Here is a 14,562-nt window from a genome sequence, read left to right as displayed (position 1 = left end):
CGCCCTTGGCTCAACCGCGGAAGCCGCTCCGGCCATTTCCACTCCGGCACAGCTGAATCAGATGGTGACCATCTCCAAAAGAGATAATAGCGCTCATGGAACTGCGTCACCTGCGGCATTTCGTCGCCCTCGCCGAGGAGCTGAACTTCACCAGGGCCGCCGCCCGGGAGCTGATCGTCCAGTCCGGTCTCTCGTCCTCCGTGCGCGCGCTGGAGCGTGAGGTCGGCGCGCAACTGTTCGTGCGCGGCATCCGCCCCGTACGCCTGACGGCGGAAGGGCTGGCCCTGCTGCCCGCGGCCAGGCACACCCTCGAAGCGGCGTCCGCGGCACGGCAGGCGGTACACGACGTGCGCGGGCTGCTGACCGGATCGCTCCGGATCGGCACCTACCCGGTCGACATGCGACTGCTGCCGCTTCCCGTCTGGCTCGCCGACTTCTCCCGCGCCCATCCGGGCCTGGAGATCACGGTCAAGCAGGCCGGAGGATTGACCATGGCCCGCATGGTGGCCGGGGGAGAGCTGGACTGCTCCCTGCTCGATCCGCTGCCCGGAAAGGTGCCGGGCCTGCGGGTTCTCCCCCTGGCCACCGAGACACTCATGGTGGCCTGCCCCGCGGACCATCCGCTCATCTCGGAGAGGGACGTCACGCTGGAGCGCCTGAGCCGGGAACCGTTCATCGAGACCGATCCGTCCTGGACCACCCGGACACGGATCGACTCGGCGTTCGCCGCCGCCGGGCTGAGCCGGCGGATCACCTGCGAGGTGGCCGACTGGACTCTCCTCATGAACCTCGTGGGTGCCGGCCTCGGCGTGGCACTGGTCCCGCCCAGTTGCGCGCGCGTCGCGGGAACGGACTCGCCGGGCGGCGGTCCCGTGGCGCTCCTGCCCCTGGCGGCGGAACCCCTGGTGCGCGAGATCGCGCTCGTCCTGCCCGCGGGTCAGGCGTCGTCTCCGGCCGCCCGCCGCTTCGCCGCCTACACGCAGTCGAAGGTCACCGGCCGCGCGGTCTGACTCACCCGCCGAGCCCCCGCGTGTGACGCCGGCCCGCCCCTGATCCCTGACCCGGCTGGAGACGTCATCCCTGACCCGGCTGGACACGCCGGTACACATCGTGGCCGCGGGCCGCTCACCCGCTCGGCTCGACCGGCTGCCGGACGGCCGCCTCGACCTGCCCGAACACCGCCTTGCGCGGTTGCGGGCCATGCGTCCCACCCGCCGTCGGACCACCTGTCAGGCGGCGCGTACGCCCGTACGGGGAACCTCTCGGACAGGCTGACAACACGATCTTCTTGTGCGCGGCGTGCGCGATCCGAAATCGTGGGCTCCGCCGCAGGAATCACCCCCCAGTGTCCGAAACCAGGAGTAACGATGACGTCGCCCTCATGTGCCGCCCTGCTCGCCTCCCTGACCGGGGCGTAACGGCCTGCCGGGCAGGACGTCGCCCACCGGGCCCGGAGCCGGCCGGTTCGAGGTCACCCACATATCGACCCGGGCACCCGGGTGCCCGTCGGCGGCGTCCCGCACCCGGCGGAGTACCGGCGTCGCCGGCCATCCGAAACCCGGGCCGCACAGACACAAGGAGAACCCCATGAGAACGCTTGGCAAGATCCTCGCCGCGGCGGCCGCCGCGGTGGCGCTCGGCGGGACGACACTCGCCACCGCGGCGCCCGCCTCGGCGGCCGGTCGCGACGGCGTGTGCGAGAGCGGCGAGTTCTGCTACTACTTCAACAGCAACAACCAGGGGTCGGTCTCCGACTTCACCGCATCCGTCGGCGACTACGCCACCACGCAGCCCTCCTGCTACGACTTCAAGGGGCCCGGCGCCGGCAAGGGCAAGTGCATCAAGAACTCCGCCGCCTCCGTCTGGAACCGCAGCGGCAAGACCGTCCGCGTCTACTTCAACAGCGGCCACACCGGCACCTACCAGGACTTCAAGGCGGGCGCCAGGGGCAACCTCACGGCCACCCTCAAGAACCAGAACGCCTCGCACCGGTTCCTGGGCGGCTCCACACCGCCGCCGTCGTCCACGCGCGTCAACATGACGTACGCGCTGTACAAGACCGGTGGCGGCCACATCAGCAGCGGCTTCGACGGCTACAAGAACACGCCCGGCCGGCATGAGGGCATCGACTTCGCCCGCGGGGTGGGCTCGGATGTCCACGCCCTGGTGAGCGGTCAGATCATCAACCTCGCGCGCGGGAGCAACGGCCGCTCGGGGCTCTCCACGATCGCCGTCTACAACGCCTCGCTGAACAAGACGATCATCTACCTGCACTCCGCCCCGAAGTCATCCCTGCGCGCGGGCCAGCAGATCTCGCGCGGCCAGCTCATCGCCGACGAGGCGTGGCGCGGGGTGTCGTCCAGCGGGGCCGCGCACACCCACGTCGAGATGCGCCCCGGACGGCAGACGCGCGCGTCCAAGAGCGTCGGCGACCCGACGCTGAGCAACCCGAACCCGCACTCGTTCTGGAACTCCCAGGGCTACAACATCCGATGACGCGCCGCGACCTTTGAGGGGGAGGATCGCCCGGCTCCGGTTCCCCGCCGTGCGGCGCACGGCGGGAAACCGGAGCCCGTCGGCGGGTCGGACCCGCCGCGGCGTCACCACGGGCAGCGTCACCACGGGCAGCGTCACCACGGGCAGTGTCACCACGGGCAGTGTCACTGCCGGCCGACGATGACCTGGAAGTTGAGCGGCCGGCCTCCGGGGAACGCGACCCGTCCCGAACCGTCCATCATCTTGAACCGCACGTAGCAGAAGCCCTCGTTTTTCGGCGTGGTGACGTCGGTCCGGATGTCGACCATCCTCCCGGGGCGCGTGTCCTTGATCGGTACGTCGGAGACGGTCCGGCATTGATCGGGGCCCTGGGGGTCGAGGCGATGCAGCGAATATCCCTTCCACGGCACGGTCCCGGCGTTCTTGAGCCGCCACACCTTGGTCGCGGTCTCGCCGGGGCCGACGCGCGTGCAGTCGGGGAGCGTGATGTCCCCGACGAACACCGCCGAATCACCCTTGTGCGCGGGAGGGCCCCACGGCGGGTTGGTCGCGCTCACCGGGCAGTCGGCCGCCGACAGCGAGTCCTCCGACGGGCTGCCGGACGGGCTCGGGCCGCGCCCGTCGGTCCCGGAGCCGCGATTGACGGTGGCCGTGATCAGGACCGCCGTCCCCACGCCGACGGCCGCCGCCACGAGCGCGGCAGCCGCCAGGTGGGTCAGCCGGAATCGCCCCTGGCCCCCCGGCCCGGGGAGGACCGGCCGGGCGTCGCCCGCGATCTCGTCGGGCGGCGGCGACGTGGCCACAGATGCCGAGGTCTCACCAGCCGACCGTGGCGCCTGCGACCCGATGGCGACGTGCATGGTACGGCCTTCCGCGGCGCCTGGGGCGGAGGCCGCCGGTTCGCCGGGCGGACGGGCCACCGAGGTACCCGCGCGGAGCGATGGATCTCCGGCGCCGGCCGATCTGACCGCCAGGTTCGCGCTCTCCCAGCGTTCCCGGTACGCCGACGGGTCCGCGCCGCAAGCCTTGACGAACTCGACGGTGGTCTCCCAGCTCGGGAGCCGGTTGCCCTTCGTGGCTTCGTGCAACGTCGTGTGCGAGATCGCCCCCGACCGGCCAGACATCTCCCTAAAAGGCGGGTTACCGACTGATTTGCGAAGTTCTCGCAGAGCCGCCGCGAAGTCCTCGATCGTCTTCGTTTGTGCAGCCATGTCGTCCACCGGGTGAAGCTAACAGCGCCCGCGGTGTTTACTCAAGCTTGAAACGTCGGCTCACAACTCGTCTGACACGTTCACCGAAAGGTCGGGGCGCCGACGGCTTCGTGCAGACACTTTTTCCGGCCCGGTGATCGACCAGCAACATCGGCCGGGCGGTCGCGGAGGCGTTCTCCGCCGAGGGTGCGCACGTGATCATGTTCGGCCGCAGCGCCGAGCGGGGCGGACAGGTCGTCGACGGTATCCGCGCGCGGTGGCCGGGCCGACTTCGTGAAGGCGGATCTGGACGGAAGCGCCGAGGCCTCGCACGCCCTGGCGCGGGAGGCGATGCCGGTTCTCGGCGGGGGCATCGACATCCTGGTCGACAACGCCGGGATCTACCCGGTGACAGCACGGTCGACGCCGACGAGAAGACTTTCGACCAGGTTTACGCCGTTGACGCGAAGGCGCCGGATGACACGGCGCACCGCACTGCCGGGAGCCGCCCGCACGTCCTTGACGACCTTCCTCATGAGAGGAACATCACGGACCTTGCCCCCGTGGGCGCCTGTCGCCTGGTCAAGACACTCCCTCGATACCGGGCGGCTCCTCATGGGGAATGCCTTGGAGGGCGAGGAGGAGGGCGCCCGGGTCCCGAAGCAACAACGGATTGCGCTCTAGGTGGATCAGTTCCCGCTGGGTGAGCTCTCGGACGGTGAGCATCTCACCGTCCTTGAGCATCAGGATCGATCCGATCATGACGGCGGCTCGCGGCTGGCCCTCGAGAGCCGTGATCAGCCCGGCGGCCGCGGCGCACTTCTTCTCGTCGACCTCGGCCTGAACCGCATGTATCCCATGCAGTTCCGCAGCTCGCCGCAGTTCGCTGCCGATCTCTTTCCCGGTCTCGGAAGTGGCCAGCTCCCGACCTCGAGTGAAGATCGACTGGAGCCACGAACCGCGGACGGCCGGCTCGCGCCCGACCTCGTCAAGGCCGAACGCGCGAAAGAGTTCCCTTGCGGCATCCTCCACCGCGAGGCTGCCGGACTCATCCGCGAGATAGATCGTTACGGGCATGAGCTCCGGATTCCTCGCCAAGCCGTACTTCGCGTGGTTTCCGGTCGCATCGCGCAGCGCGACCTCCATCGCCGGTCGTTGCCGCTCCGCGGCCGGCAGCGGCGGCGAGTGCCGCAAAACGTGGTCGTCCTCGGTCCGGCGCTCTCGCAGGGAAGCCCACGCGGCTTCGGCGGCCCGCTGCTCGGCTTCCTTCTTCGACCATCCGGACCCCGAGCCGTACGCCTCGCCGCCGACGCGGACGACCGCGGTGAAGGACTTGGCGTGGTCGGGACCGCTCTCCTCGACATGGTATTCGGGCACGCCGAGCGACTCGGACGCGGTGAGCTCCTGCAGGGAGGTCTTCCAGTCGAGCCCGGCGCCGAGCGAGGCGGATCGGGTGATGAGCGGGTCGAAGAGCAGGTGAACGACGCGGAAAGCCTCGTCCAGGCCCCTGTTCACGTAGACCGCGCCGATGAGCGCCTCGAGGGTGTCGGCGAGGATCGAGGACTTGTCGCGGCCCCCCGTACCCTCCTCACCCCGGCCCAGCCGCAGGAAGCGGCCCAGGCCCAGCGAGCGGGCCACGTCGGCGAGGGCGCGCATGTTGACCACCGCGGCCCTGAGCTTGGCCAGCTGCCCCTCGGGCAGGTCCGGGTGGTTGCGGTAGAGGGTGTCGGTGACGACCAGGCCGAGCACCGAGTCGCCGAGGAACTCCAGGCGCTCGTTGGTCGGCAGTCCGCCGTTCTCGTACGCGTAGGAGCGGTGCGTCAGCGCCCGCTCCAGGATGGCGACGTCAAGGCGCACCAGAAGGAGGCGCTCCAGCTCGTTCCTGGTCGATTCAACGGCCGGTGGTGGAGTGTCTTCGCCGAGGGCGGGGCGCGTCTCGCTGTCTGCCACGTTGCGATCTCCTAGGACGGGGAAGAAGCCACCTGTGTTGTGCATCACATCGTAGAACGGGGTGATGGGGACAACTCCGTATCGGTCCCCGGTCGGGCGACTGCTTCGGCGAGAGCGTTCCATCGTCCGCACCCGATACGTTTTTGCGAGCGCGTCGTTTGCCACCCACGACGAACACGGACCGCTCCGGCGTTTCACGTCCACCGGCGTACGGGCGGATGATAAGCGCTGGCCAGGACGTTCTATGGGGGCCGTGTGCCGCCGGGGCGCGGCGGTGTCATCACTATTCGCATGCGGACTCACGGGAGGCGGCGTGTCCACGTACCGAGTTCATCACTCAGGTGGTCTGCGAGATGAGCGCGCGGTGACCGCGGGTCTGCGGTGGGAACTGCTCGGACCGGTCCGGGCGTGGCGCGGGGAGGTCGAGATCGACCTCGGCGCCCCCCAGCAGCGTGCGATCCTCGGGGTCCTGCTGCTGCGCGAGGGCGCGGTGACGTCGCAGGACCAGCTGATCTCGGCGATCTGGGGTGAGGAGCCGCCGTCCGCCGCGGCGGGGATGATCCGGTCCTACGTCTCGCGGCTCCGCAGGGTCCTGGAGGACGGTTCGGCGGCCGTGGTGATCGAGTCCGTGGCCGGTGGCTACGCGTTGCCGGTGACGGCCGGGGCCCTCGATCTCGCCGACTTCCAGCGGAGGATCAGGGCCGCTCACGACGCCCGGCGGATCGGTGACCACGAGACCGAGGCGGCCGAGCTGCGCGCCGCCCTCGGGCTCTGGAAGGGCACCCCGCTGGCGGGCGTGCCGGGCGGGTACCCCGAGAACGAGCGCACCCGGCTGATCGAGCTCCGGTTCTCGGCGATCGAGGATCTGGCCGCCGCCGACCTCCGGCTGGGCCGGCACGCGGAGGCCGGTCCCTCGCTGGCGTCGATGGTGATCGAACAGCCTCTGCGGGAACGGCCCCGCGAGCTGCTCATGCTGGCGTTGTACCGGTCGGGACGGAAGGCGGACGCGCTCGCGCTGTTCCAGGAGACGCAGCGGTTGCTGGCCGACGAGCTGGGCCTCGATCCGGGGCCGGAGTTGCGGGAGATGCAGCGGCGGATCCTGGCCTCGGATCCCTCGCTGGACACACCGGGGCGGGACGGCCCGGCGGTGGCGGGGCCACGGCACGCCGGGGCCGGGGCGATCGAGACTCCCAGATCACTCAGATCACTGCCGCCGGACCTGCCGGAGTTCACCGGAAGGTCCGGCGAGGTGCGCCGGCTGGCCGGGATGCTGGAGGCCTCCGACACGCAGGTGCCGGTGATCGGTATCGCCGGGCTCCCCGGCATCGGCAAGACCACTTTGGCGGTCCACCTCGGGCACAGGCTGGCCGGCGAGTTCCCGGACGGCCAGTTCTTCGTCGACCTGGGCGCGCCGGGGGACCCTCTCGCGGTCCTGCTGTGCGCGGCCGGGGTCGAGGCACCCCCGGAGTCCTCCGGTGAGCGTGCCGCGCTCTGGCGGTCGCTGACCATCGGCCGCCGGTCGCTGGTGGTGCTGGACGACGCGCGCGACGCGGACCAGGTGCGGCCGCTCCTGCCCGGCGCCGGCGGGGCGGCGGTCGTCGTCACCGCCCAGCGGCGGCTGTTCGGGCTGTCCCACGCGCGCTGGACCAAGCTCGACCCGTTCTCGGAGCCGGAGGCACGCGCGTTGCTGGAGCGGATGCTGGGCGCGGCACGGATCCGGGCGGAACCCGGCGAGGCCCGTCGCCTGTACGAGTTCACCGCGGGACTGCCGCAGGTGGTCCACATGGTCGGGGCCCGCCTGGCGTCGCGGCCGGACTGGAGCCTGGCGACCGCGGTGAGAAGGCTGGGTGCCCGCGGTCACCACCCGGAGTGGGGGTTCGAGGAGTGCGGGGTGATCGAGGGCAGGTACGAGTCCGCGGTGCGCGCCCTGCCCAGGAACCAGGTCCGGGCGCTCCGGCTCCTGGCCGTGTCACAGGCGGCCGACTTCTCGCTGAGCGCGGCGGCGGCCGTGCTCGATCTGGCGCAGCACAAGACCGAGAGCCTGCTGGAGTCGCTCGCCGATGTTCACCTCGTGGAGACCGCCGGCGAGCGCTACCGTTTCCACAACCCGATTCGCAAGTACGCCCGCTCCCGGGCGTTGCTCGAGGAGGGCGAGGCCGCCTGCCACGCCGCGCTGGCCAGGCTGACGCGGTTCTACGCGGCCACGCTGCGCAACGCCCTGCTGGCCACCGACCCCGGCCTCGTTCCCGGCCTCGTTCCCGGTCTCGTCCCCGGAGAGGCCGGGGGAGAGGCCGGGGTGGAGTTCGACGGTGCCGGGACGGCCCGGGCCTGGATGCGGGACGAGTGGGAGAACCTGCGGGAGACCGCCGCGCAGGCCGCCGGGATCGGCGAGGCGCCGGCACGGTGGCTGGCCGACATGATCGGTCGGGCGGGCCGGGGAGAGCCCGTCCGCCGTCAAGCCGGGTAGGCGCGTTCCGCCTGCGGGGAGGGGCGGCCGCCCCTGCACAAGCGGCCGCCCCTGCACAAAACGTGAACAAAAAATGCACGCCGAGGTACCAGGCTCAGAGCCGGCGCGGAATCTCCGCCGTCGGCGCGGGATGTCCGCGCGAAACCTCTGAGGGGACCTCATGCCCAAGATCGCGATCATCATCGGAAGCACCCGTCCCGGCCGTGTCGGCGAGTCCGTGGCCAGGTGGGTGCTCGACATCGCCGGACGGCGCGGTGACGCCGAGTTCGAGCTGGTCGACATCGCCGACTTCAAGCTCCCGCACCTGGACGAGGAGCTCCCGCCGTCGATCGGTCGCTACAGCAGGCCGCACACGCTGGCCTGGGCGGAGAAGATCGCGTCGTTCGACGGTTTCGTCTTCGTCACGCCCGAGTACAACCACTCCACCTCCGGCGCGCTGAAGAACGCCATCGACTTCCTGTTCGCGGAGTGGAACGACAAGGCGGCCGGCTTCGTCAGCTACGGCTCCGTCGGCGGCGCCCGCGCCGTCGAGCACCTGCGCCTGGTGATGGCCGAGCTGAAGGTCGCCACCGTGCGCGCCCAGGTCGCGCTGTCGCTGATGACGGACTTCAGGAACTACACCGAGTTCGCCCCCGCCGAGTACCACGTCGCGTCGGTCGACGCGATGCTCGACCAGGTCGTCTCCTGGAGCAACGCCCTCGCGACGGTCAGGGCGGCGTGATCCGAGGCACCTCGACGGGAGTCGCGGTGTTCCCGGCCGGCCGGTACCGCCTGGGGAGCGGGGCCGCACCGGGGATCGATCAATAACAAATGCTGAAAAACGGGGATGAAATGCAAATCGGGATCTTCGGGGTGGGGGACGTGGTCGGTGACCCGGTCACCGGCCACCCCGTCACGGAGCGTGAGCGGATCAAGGCGGTACTGGAGTACGCCGAGCTGGCCGAGCAGGTCGGGCTCGACGTCTTCGCGATCGGCGAGCACCACAACCCGCCGTTCATGCCCTCGTCGCCGACCACGATCCTGGGCCACGTCGCCGCCCGGACGAACCGGATCATCCTGTCGACCTCGACCACGCTGATCACCACCAACGACCCGGTGAAGATCGCCGAGGACTACGCGATGCTGCAGCACCTGGCCGACGGCCGGGTCGACCTGATGATGGGCAGGGGCAACACCGGGCCGGTCTATCCCTGGTTCGGCAAGGACATCCGGGACGGGATCGCCCTCGCCGTCGAGAACTACGCGCTGCTGCGCAGGCTCTGGCAGGAGGAGGTCGTCGACTGGGAGGGCCGGTTCCGTACGCCGCTGCAGGGATTCACCTCGACGCCGCGGCCACTGGACGGCGTACCGCCGTTCGTCTGGCACGGCTCGATCCGCAGCCCCGAGATCGCCGAGCAGGCCGCGTACTACGGTGACGGGTTCTTCCACAACAACGTGCTCTGGCCGAAGCGGCACGTCCGGCAGATGGTAGGCCTGTACCGCCGGCGGTTCGAGCACTACGGCCACGGCCCGGCGGACCAGGCGATCGTCGGTCTCGCCGCCCAGCTGTACGTCCGGAAGAACTCGCAGGACGCGATCCGCGAGTTCCGCCCGTACTACGACGCCTCGCCGGTCTACGGCGGCGGGCCGTCGCTGGAGGAGACGGCGCGGGACACCGCCCTGCTGGTCGGCAGCCCGCAGCAGGTGATCGAGCGGACGATGGAGTTCCGGGAGTTCGCCGGCGGCGACTACCAGCGGCAACTCTTCAACGTCGACGCGCTGGGGGTGCCGCGCGCGGTCGTGCTGGAGCAGATCGAACAGCTCGGGGAGATCGCTCAGGTGCTCCGGAAGGAGTTCGCCGCCGTCCGGCCCGCGCACGTGCCGGACGCGCCCACGCACGCCTCCCTGAAGGCGGCGAAGGAGGCCGGACGTTGAGGCGCACCATCGCGGTGGTGGCCGCCGGCCTGCGGCAACCCTCGTCCACGCGGTTGCTCGCCGACCGGCTGGCCGAGGCGACGCGACGCGAGCTGGAACGGCTCGGCGCGGAGGTGGACGTCGAGACGATCGAGGTACGCGACCACGGCCACGACCTGGTCAACAACCTGATCGTCGGATACCCGTCGGAAGAGCTGGAGCGGGTGCTCGAGAAGGTCGCCCGCGCCGACGGGCTGATCGCGGTGACGCCGACCTTCACCACGTCGTACAACGGGCTGTTCAAGATGTTCGTCGACGTGCTCGACGACACCGCGCTGATCGGCAAACCCGTGCTGATCGCCGCGACCGGCGGCACGGCGAGGCACTCGCTGGTGCTCGAACACGGGCTGCGGCCGCTCTTCTCCTATCTGCGGGCCGTGGTCGTCCCGACCGGGGTCTTCGCCGGTCCCGAGGACTGGGGCGCCGCCGAGGGCACCGAGGCGCCCCTGGCGAGACGGGTCGATCGAGCGGCCGCCGAACTCGCCCGCGAGGTCGACCGCCGCGACCCGCCCGCCTTCGACGACCCCTTCGAGTCCCCGGCCCCCTTCAGCGACCTGCTCTCCCCGTGAGCGACCTGCTCTCCCCGTGACCGGCCGCGCTCGCCTTCCCCGGTGACCGGCCGTGCCCGCCCGTGCCCGCCCGTGCCCGGCCGCGGCCCGTGTGCCCCGACGAAGGTGAGGCGGGCTCCCCTCCCGCCGCCCGGTGAGCGTTTCCGGCCCGGGAGGGCGCGGGAGACGGCCATCCGGGTGCCGCCCGGGCTCCGCCGGAGGCGCCGATGCGCACCCCCCCTCACAGGGCCGGGTGGCCCATATGGTCCACTGGCCAGGGGGAACCGGAGGATGAGCACAAGACGGCGAAGCTCGATCACAACCCGCATCACTCTGTTCACCGGTGTGGTGGCCCTTTTGCTGTGCTCACTGGTGGCCACGATGCTCATGTTCTCGATCAACCGTTTCGTCACCGACTCTCTCATCGAGGAGATCACCGCCGCCGGCGGCCGCGTGGCCGTGCAGATAGAGCGGAACCAGCTGGATTACCCCCTGGCGCAGCGCCGGTCCCGCAACCTGCAGGTCGTCGACTCGAAGGGCAAGGTCGTCGCCTCGACCCCGGGCCTGTACGGCAAACCGCCCATGGCGACGTTCACCCCCGACGGCATGAACGTCTCCACCTCCGTCGTGTGCGGCGGTGACTTCCTCATCGGCGAATGCGACATCGTGGTCGCGCAGTGGGCCCATCGGGGGGGAGAGAAGTGGATCGTCTACAGTGCCTCTCCCACGGTCTCCCCACTGGTCGATCCGTGGCTGGCCACGGCGGTCATCGGGGGCATGGCGGTGCTCGCCGGCACCATCACCTACATCGGCCACCGGATCGTCACCGTGTCCCTCAAGCCGGTGACCGCCGTTCGCACCGAACTCGACGAGATCAACGCGAACTCCCTCGATCGCCGGGTGCCCGTGTCGCCCGGCGATGACGAGATCCACGAGCTGGCCGACAGCGTCAACCGCACGCTGGCCCGCCTGGAGGGTGCCATGGAACGTCAGCGGCAGTTCACCGCCGACGCCTCCCACGAGCTGCGCACCCCCCTCGCCGGGCTTCGCGTCCAGCTGGAGGAGGCTCGGCTGCACCCCGGCGAGACCGACCTGAACGATCTGCTCACGCACTCGCTGTCCGACCTCGACCGGCTGCAGTCGATCATCACCGACCTGCTCCTGCTGGCCAAGATCGAGTGCAGCCCGCCCAAGCTCCGGGAAAGGGTCGATCTGGCGACGCTGGTACGGGCGGAGGTCTCGCGGCGAGCGGATACGCAGAAGGTGCGACTCGTCCTCGCCCCGGAAGTGCCCATCGACGTCGTGCCCGGCCAGATCGGCCGCGCCGTCACCAACCTGCTGGACAACGCCGAGCGGCACGCCAGGGAGACGGTGGTCGTCGAGGTGCGGGCGAACGGCGAGGGCGCCGAGGTCATCGTCGACGACGACGGGGAAGGCGTCGCCGAGGCCGACCGGGGACGGATCTTCGAACGGTTCGCCCGGCTGGACGCGGCCCGCAGCCGCGACCGCGGGGGCACGGGCCTCGGCCTCGCCATCGCCCGTAGCATCGCCCACGCCCACGACGGGACGCTCCAGGTCGGAACCTCGCCCTCCGGCGGCGCACGCTTCGTCCTGCGCCTCCACAAGGCGGCGCCGGGTGACGACGTCAGGGAACGGATTCGCGACTCCTCGTAGCCGAGTCGTCTGATCTCCAGGCCCCGCGACACCGCCGAGTCGTCTGATCTCCAGGCCCCGCGACACCGCCGAGTCGTCTGATCTCCAGGCCCCGTCACCCCGCCGAGCCGTCTGATCTCCAGGCCCCGTCACCCCGCCGAGCCGGCCCGCGCCGCCGGGCGGTCCCGGCGCGGTCGGAACATCACACGAACTCCAGCGTCGGTGATTGCCGCGATTGCGCAGAGACGGCCGTCGATTCCTCCTTCAGGATGTGCGATCAAACAAGGTGTGAGCCGGACGAAACCTCCGGTTCACCGTGGCGTCAGGAGTTCGCCGTGCTGTGGAGAAAGCCGCTCGTCCCGCTGATCTCGCTCGTCCTCGCCCTCGTCCTGTCCGCCCCGGCCGGCGTGGGCGCCGCCCCGGCGTCCCCTACGCCGCCCCGCCCTTCGGCGCCCGCCGTTTTCGCGCCCCGGCCCCCGTCGAGCCGTGGGAGGGGGTGCGCGACGCGCTGGAGTACGGGCCGACCGCCCCCAAGAGGCCCTACCGGCCGCCTCTCGACCGGCTGATCCCCGACCCGGACATCCCCGGCGACGAGTGTCTCAACCTCAACGTTTGGGCCCCGGCCGCCGGTGAGGAACGGCTGCCGGTGATGGTCTGGATCCACGGGGGCTCGATGCGCAACGGCTCGGCGAGCCTGCCGCTCTACGACGGGCGGGCCTTCGCGCGCGACGGCGTGGTCCTCGTCTCGATCAACTACCGGCTCGGGGTCGAGGGGTTCGGCGTCTTCCCCGACGCGCCCGGCAACCGCGGCCCGCTCGACCAGATCGCGGCCCTGACCTGGGTCAGGGAGAACATCGCCGCCTTCGGCGGGGACCCGGGCAACGTCACCGTGTGCGGGGAGTCCGCCGGAGCCATCTGCATCGCGGCCCTGATGACCAGTCCCCGCGCGGCCGGCCTGTTCCACCGGGCGATCCTGCAGAGCGGCCCGCCGCACACGGTGCCGCGCGGCGAGGGCGCGAAGATCGTGAAATCGATGGCGAAGGCGCTGCGGGTGCCGGCCACGGCCGAGGCGTTCGCGGCGGTGGATCGCGAGCGGCTGCTGGACGCGCAGGCCACGGTGGTCGGCAGGGCCGACCCCATAGGCGGCGGGCCCGGTTTCCACATCGTGGCCGACGGCGACGTGGTGCCCGCCGACCCCCCGCCGCCCGAGGTCGACCTGCTGCTGGGCTCCAACCGGGAGGAGTACCGGTTGTGGTTCGTGCCGAACGGGACGGTGGACCGGATCAGCGGTCTCACCCTGCGGCTGGCGCTGCTGAGGTTCCGGATCCCGGGGCCGGTGGCGCGGCTGTACCGGGCCACCCGGCCGGGGGCCGGACCCGGGGAGATCCTCGGCGAGAGCTCCTCCAGCGGATCGAGCTTGGCCGCCAGCCGGACCAGCCCGTCACCCGGACGCGCGAGCTGATACTCCAGCAGCACGTCGTCGAGGCGATAGAGGCCGGGCGGGCGGGTTCGACGCGAACGCGAACGCCACGACCTCGTGCTCGCCGGCCACCACGACCCGCGCCGCCTCCGCCGCTTCCTCGTACGGCCGGCCGGCGAGCAGAGCGGTCAGCAGGGCCCGCCGTATCCGCTTGTCCTCGCTGTGGATGTCCTCCCGGGCTTGCAGGTGGGCGAGCACGACGGCGGGCATGGCCGCGCGCAGGCAGGCGAGCAGGCTCGCACCCGCCCCGGCCGGCTCCTCGGGCTCCGCGACCTCGGTCAGTGCCTGCCACCACACGTCGGCGCCGATCAGGTAGGCGGCGATCGCCGCCTCCAGGGGCACGCGTTCCTCGGCCCGGCGCGCCGACCACTCGATGAGCCGGGTCAGGTCACCCGGGCCCATCGCGCCGTCGTCACGCAGTCCCCGCAGCAGCAGGCCGTGCACCGCCAGGATCGACCGGGTCACCTCGCCGTCGAGGGTCCGGCGCGGCAGCGCCCCGTAGAACGGCACCTCCGCCGAGCAACGCGTGACCACGGCCGCGGTGAGGTCACCGGTCAGGGAGGCCATCCGGGCGTGGAGATCGGGCATCGGCGAATCGTCACATCGCCAGAACCCCGCCGTCAACGCGTCATAGCCGATCTTGGAGACGTGGTCCGGGCGATACCCTGGAGCGAGTGGCAACGGCCGCGGCCCCGGCGGCCCCGGGGCCCCTCGGGGGTCTCGCGCCCGGCCCGGTTCCGGGCCGGCCACGGATCGGAGGTCCCTATCGTCGCCGTCACCGACCTCGTGGATCCCGTTTCGGCTGTTCCGGCGAGTGGGACGGTC

11 protein-coding genes and 1 pseudogene are annotated in these 14,562 nt (G+C 71.1%); 8 read left to right on the top strand and 4 right to left on the bottom strand.

The window, feature by feature from the left end; translation table 11 throughout:
• Positions 1–95 precede the first annotated feature (95 nt).
• Both AB0F88_RS12635 and AB0F88_RS12630 read left to right on the top strand, forming a co-directional pair.
• Positions 96–1,010, top strand: coding sequence for a LysR family transcriptional regulator (locus tag AB0F88_RS12635; protein WP_362681433.1), 915 nt, complete (start codon positions 96–98; stop codon positions 1,008–1,010).
• A 577-nt stretch (positions 1,011–1,587) separates the two neighbouring features.
• Positions 1,588–2,496, top strand: a complete 909-nt coding sequence (locus AB0F88_RS12630) for a peptidase inhibitor family I36 protein (RefSeq protein ID WP_362681430.1) — start codon at positions 1,588–1,590, stop codon at positions 2,494–2,496.
• A gap of 164 nt (positions 2,497–2,660) precedes the next feature.
• Here AB0F88_RS12630 and AB0F88_RS12625 read toward each other — a convergent pair whose 3' ends face one another.
• The 3 genes and pseudogenes from AB0F88_RS12625 to rnc all read right to left on the bottom strand — a co-directional run.
• Positions 2,661–3,707: an NBR1-Ig-like domain-containing protein gene (locus AB0F88_RS12625; protein ID WP_362682481.1), complete on the bottom strand. Its 1,047-nt coding sequence runs from the start codon at positions 3,705–3,707 to the stop codon at positions 2,661–2,663.
• A gap of 380 nt (positions 3,708–4,087) precedes the next feature.
• Positions 4,088–4,222, bottom strand: a complete 135-nt coding sequence (locus tag AB0F88_RS12620; protein WP_362681427.1) for a hypothetical protein — start codon at positions 4,220–4,222, stop codon at positions 4,088–4,090.
• 685 nt (positions 4,223–4,907) lie between these two features.
• Positions 4,908–5,561 (bottom strand): annotated as a pseudogene (gene rnc / locus AB0F88_RS12615) (ribonuclease III); the annotation flags it as partial.
• 439 nt (positions 5,562–6,000) lie between these two features.
• Between rnc and AB0F88_RS12610 the strand changes: the two are divergent.
• From AB0F88_RS12610 to AB0F88_RS12585, 6 genes are all read left to right on the top strand, one after another.
• The gene (locus tag AB0F88_RS12610; RefSeq protein ID WP_362681424.1) at positions 6,001–8,103 is read left to right on the top strand and encodes a BTAD domain-containing putative transcriptional regulator; all 2,103 of its coding nucleotides are present in this window, start codon (positions 6,001–6,003) and stop codon (positions 8,101–8,103) included.
• Between the two features lie 160 nt (positions 8,104–8,263).
• Positions 8,264–8,824 (top strand): NAD(P)H-dependent oxidoreductase, encoded by a 561-nt coding sequence (locus tag AB0F88_RS12605; protein ID WP_362681421.1) that lies wholly within the window; start codon positions 8,264–8,266, stop codon positions 8,822–8,824.
• Between the two features lie 110 nt (positions 8,825–8,934).
• Positions 8,935–10,017: a CE1758 family FMN-dependent luciferase-like monooxygenase gene (locus AB0F88_RS12600; protein WP_362681418.1), complete on the top strand. Its 1,083-nt coding sequence runs from the start codon at positions 8,935–8,937 to the stop codon at positions 10,015–10,017.
• Complete coding sequence (locus AB0F88_RS12595; RefSeq protein ID WP_362681415.1) at positions 10,014–10,625, top strand: FMN reductase; 612 nt, start codon at positions 10,014–10,016, stop codon at positions 10,623–10,625. Before AB0F88_RS12600 ends, AB0F88_RS12595 begins: the two co-directional genes overlap by 4 nt.
• Before the next feature lie 270 nt (positions 10,626–10,895).
• Positions 10,896–12,278: an ATP-binding protein gene (locus AB0F88_RS12590; protein ID WP_362681412.1), complete on the top strand. Its 1,383-nt coding sequence runs from the start codon at positions 10,896–10,898 to the stop codon at positions 12,276–12,278.
• A 295-nt stretch (positions 12,279–12,573) separates the two neighbouring features.
• Entirely contained in the window at positions 12,574–13,719 is a 1,146-nt protein-coding gene (locus AB0F88_RS12585) for a carboxylesterase family protein (RefSeq protein WP_362681409.1), read from the top strand.
• Here the strand turns inward: AB0F88_RS12585 and AB0F88_RS12580 are convergent.
• Complete coding sequence (locus AB0F88_RS12580) at positions 13,699–14,325, bottom strand: hypothetical protein (protein ID WP_362681406.1); 627 nt, start codon at positions 14,323–14,325, stop codon at positions 13,699–13,701. The two genes, AB0F88_RS12585 and AB0F88_RS12580, sit on opposite strands and share 21 nt — an antisense overlap.
• Positions 14,326–14,562 lie beyond the last annotated feature (237 nt).

The sequence above is a fragment of the Streptosporangium sp. NPDC023963 genome (assembly GCF_040639135.1).
Lineage (GTDB): Bacteria > Actinomycetota > Actinomycetes > Streptosporangiales > Streptosporangiaceae > Streptosporangium.
The sequence above is the reverse complement of the archived record's forward strand: the minus strand, read 5'-3'. Positions and strand labels throughout refer to the sequence as shown.

What these genes read in the sequence shown, in the direction of transcription:
- AB0F88_RS12635 (WP_362681433.1), top strand. Translation starts at nt 96, where the DNA reads ATGGAACTGCGTCACCTGCGGCATTTCGTCGCCCTCGCCGAGGAGCTG.
- AB0F88_RS12630 (WP_362681430.1), top strand. Translation starts at nt 1,588, where the DNA reads ATGAGAACGCTTGGCAAGATCCTCGCCGCGGCGGCCGCCGCGGTGGCG.
- AB0F88_RS12625 (WP_362682481.1), bottom strand. Translation starts at nt 3,707, where the DNA reads ATGGCTGCACAAACGAAGACGATCGAGGACTTCGCGGCGGCTCTGCGA.
- AB0F88_RS12620 (WP_362681427.1), bottom strand. Translation starts at nt 4,222, where the DNA reads ATGAGGAAGGTCGTCAAGGACGTGCGGGCGGCTCCCGGCAGTGCGGTG.
- AB0F88_RS12605 (WP_362681421.1), top strand. Translation starts at nt 8,264, where the DNA reads ATGCCCAAGATCGCGATCATCATCGGAAGCACCCGTCCCGGCCGTGTC.
- AB0F88_RS12600 (WP_362681418.1), top strand. Translation starts at nt 8,935, where the DNA reads ATGCAAATCGGGATCTTCGGGGTGGGGGACGTGGTCGGTGACCCGGTC.
- AB0F88_RS12590 (WP_362681412.1), top strand. Translation starts at nt 10,896, where the DNA reads ATGAGCACAAGACGGCGAAGCTCGATCACAACCCGCATCACTCTGTTC.
- AB0F88_RS12580 (WP_362681406.1), bottom strand. Translation starts at nt 14,325, where the DNA reads ATGCCCGATCTCCACGCCCGGATGGCCTCCCTGACCGGTGACCTCACC.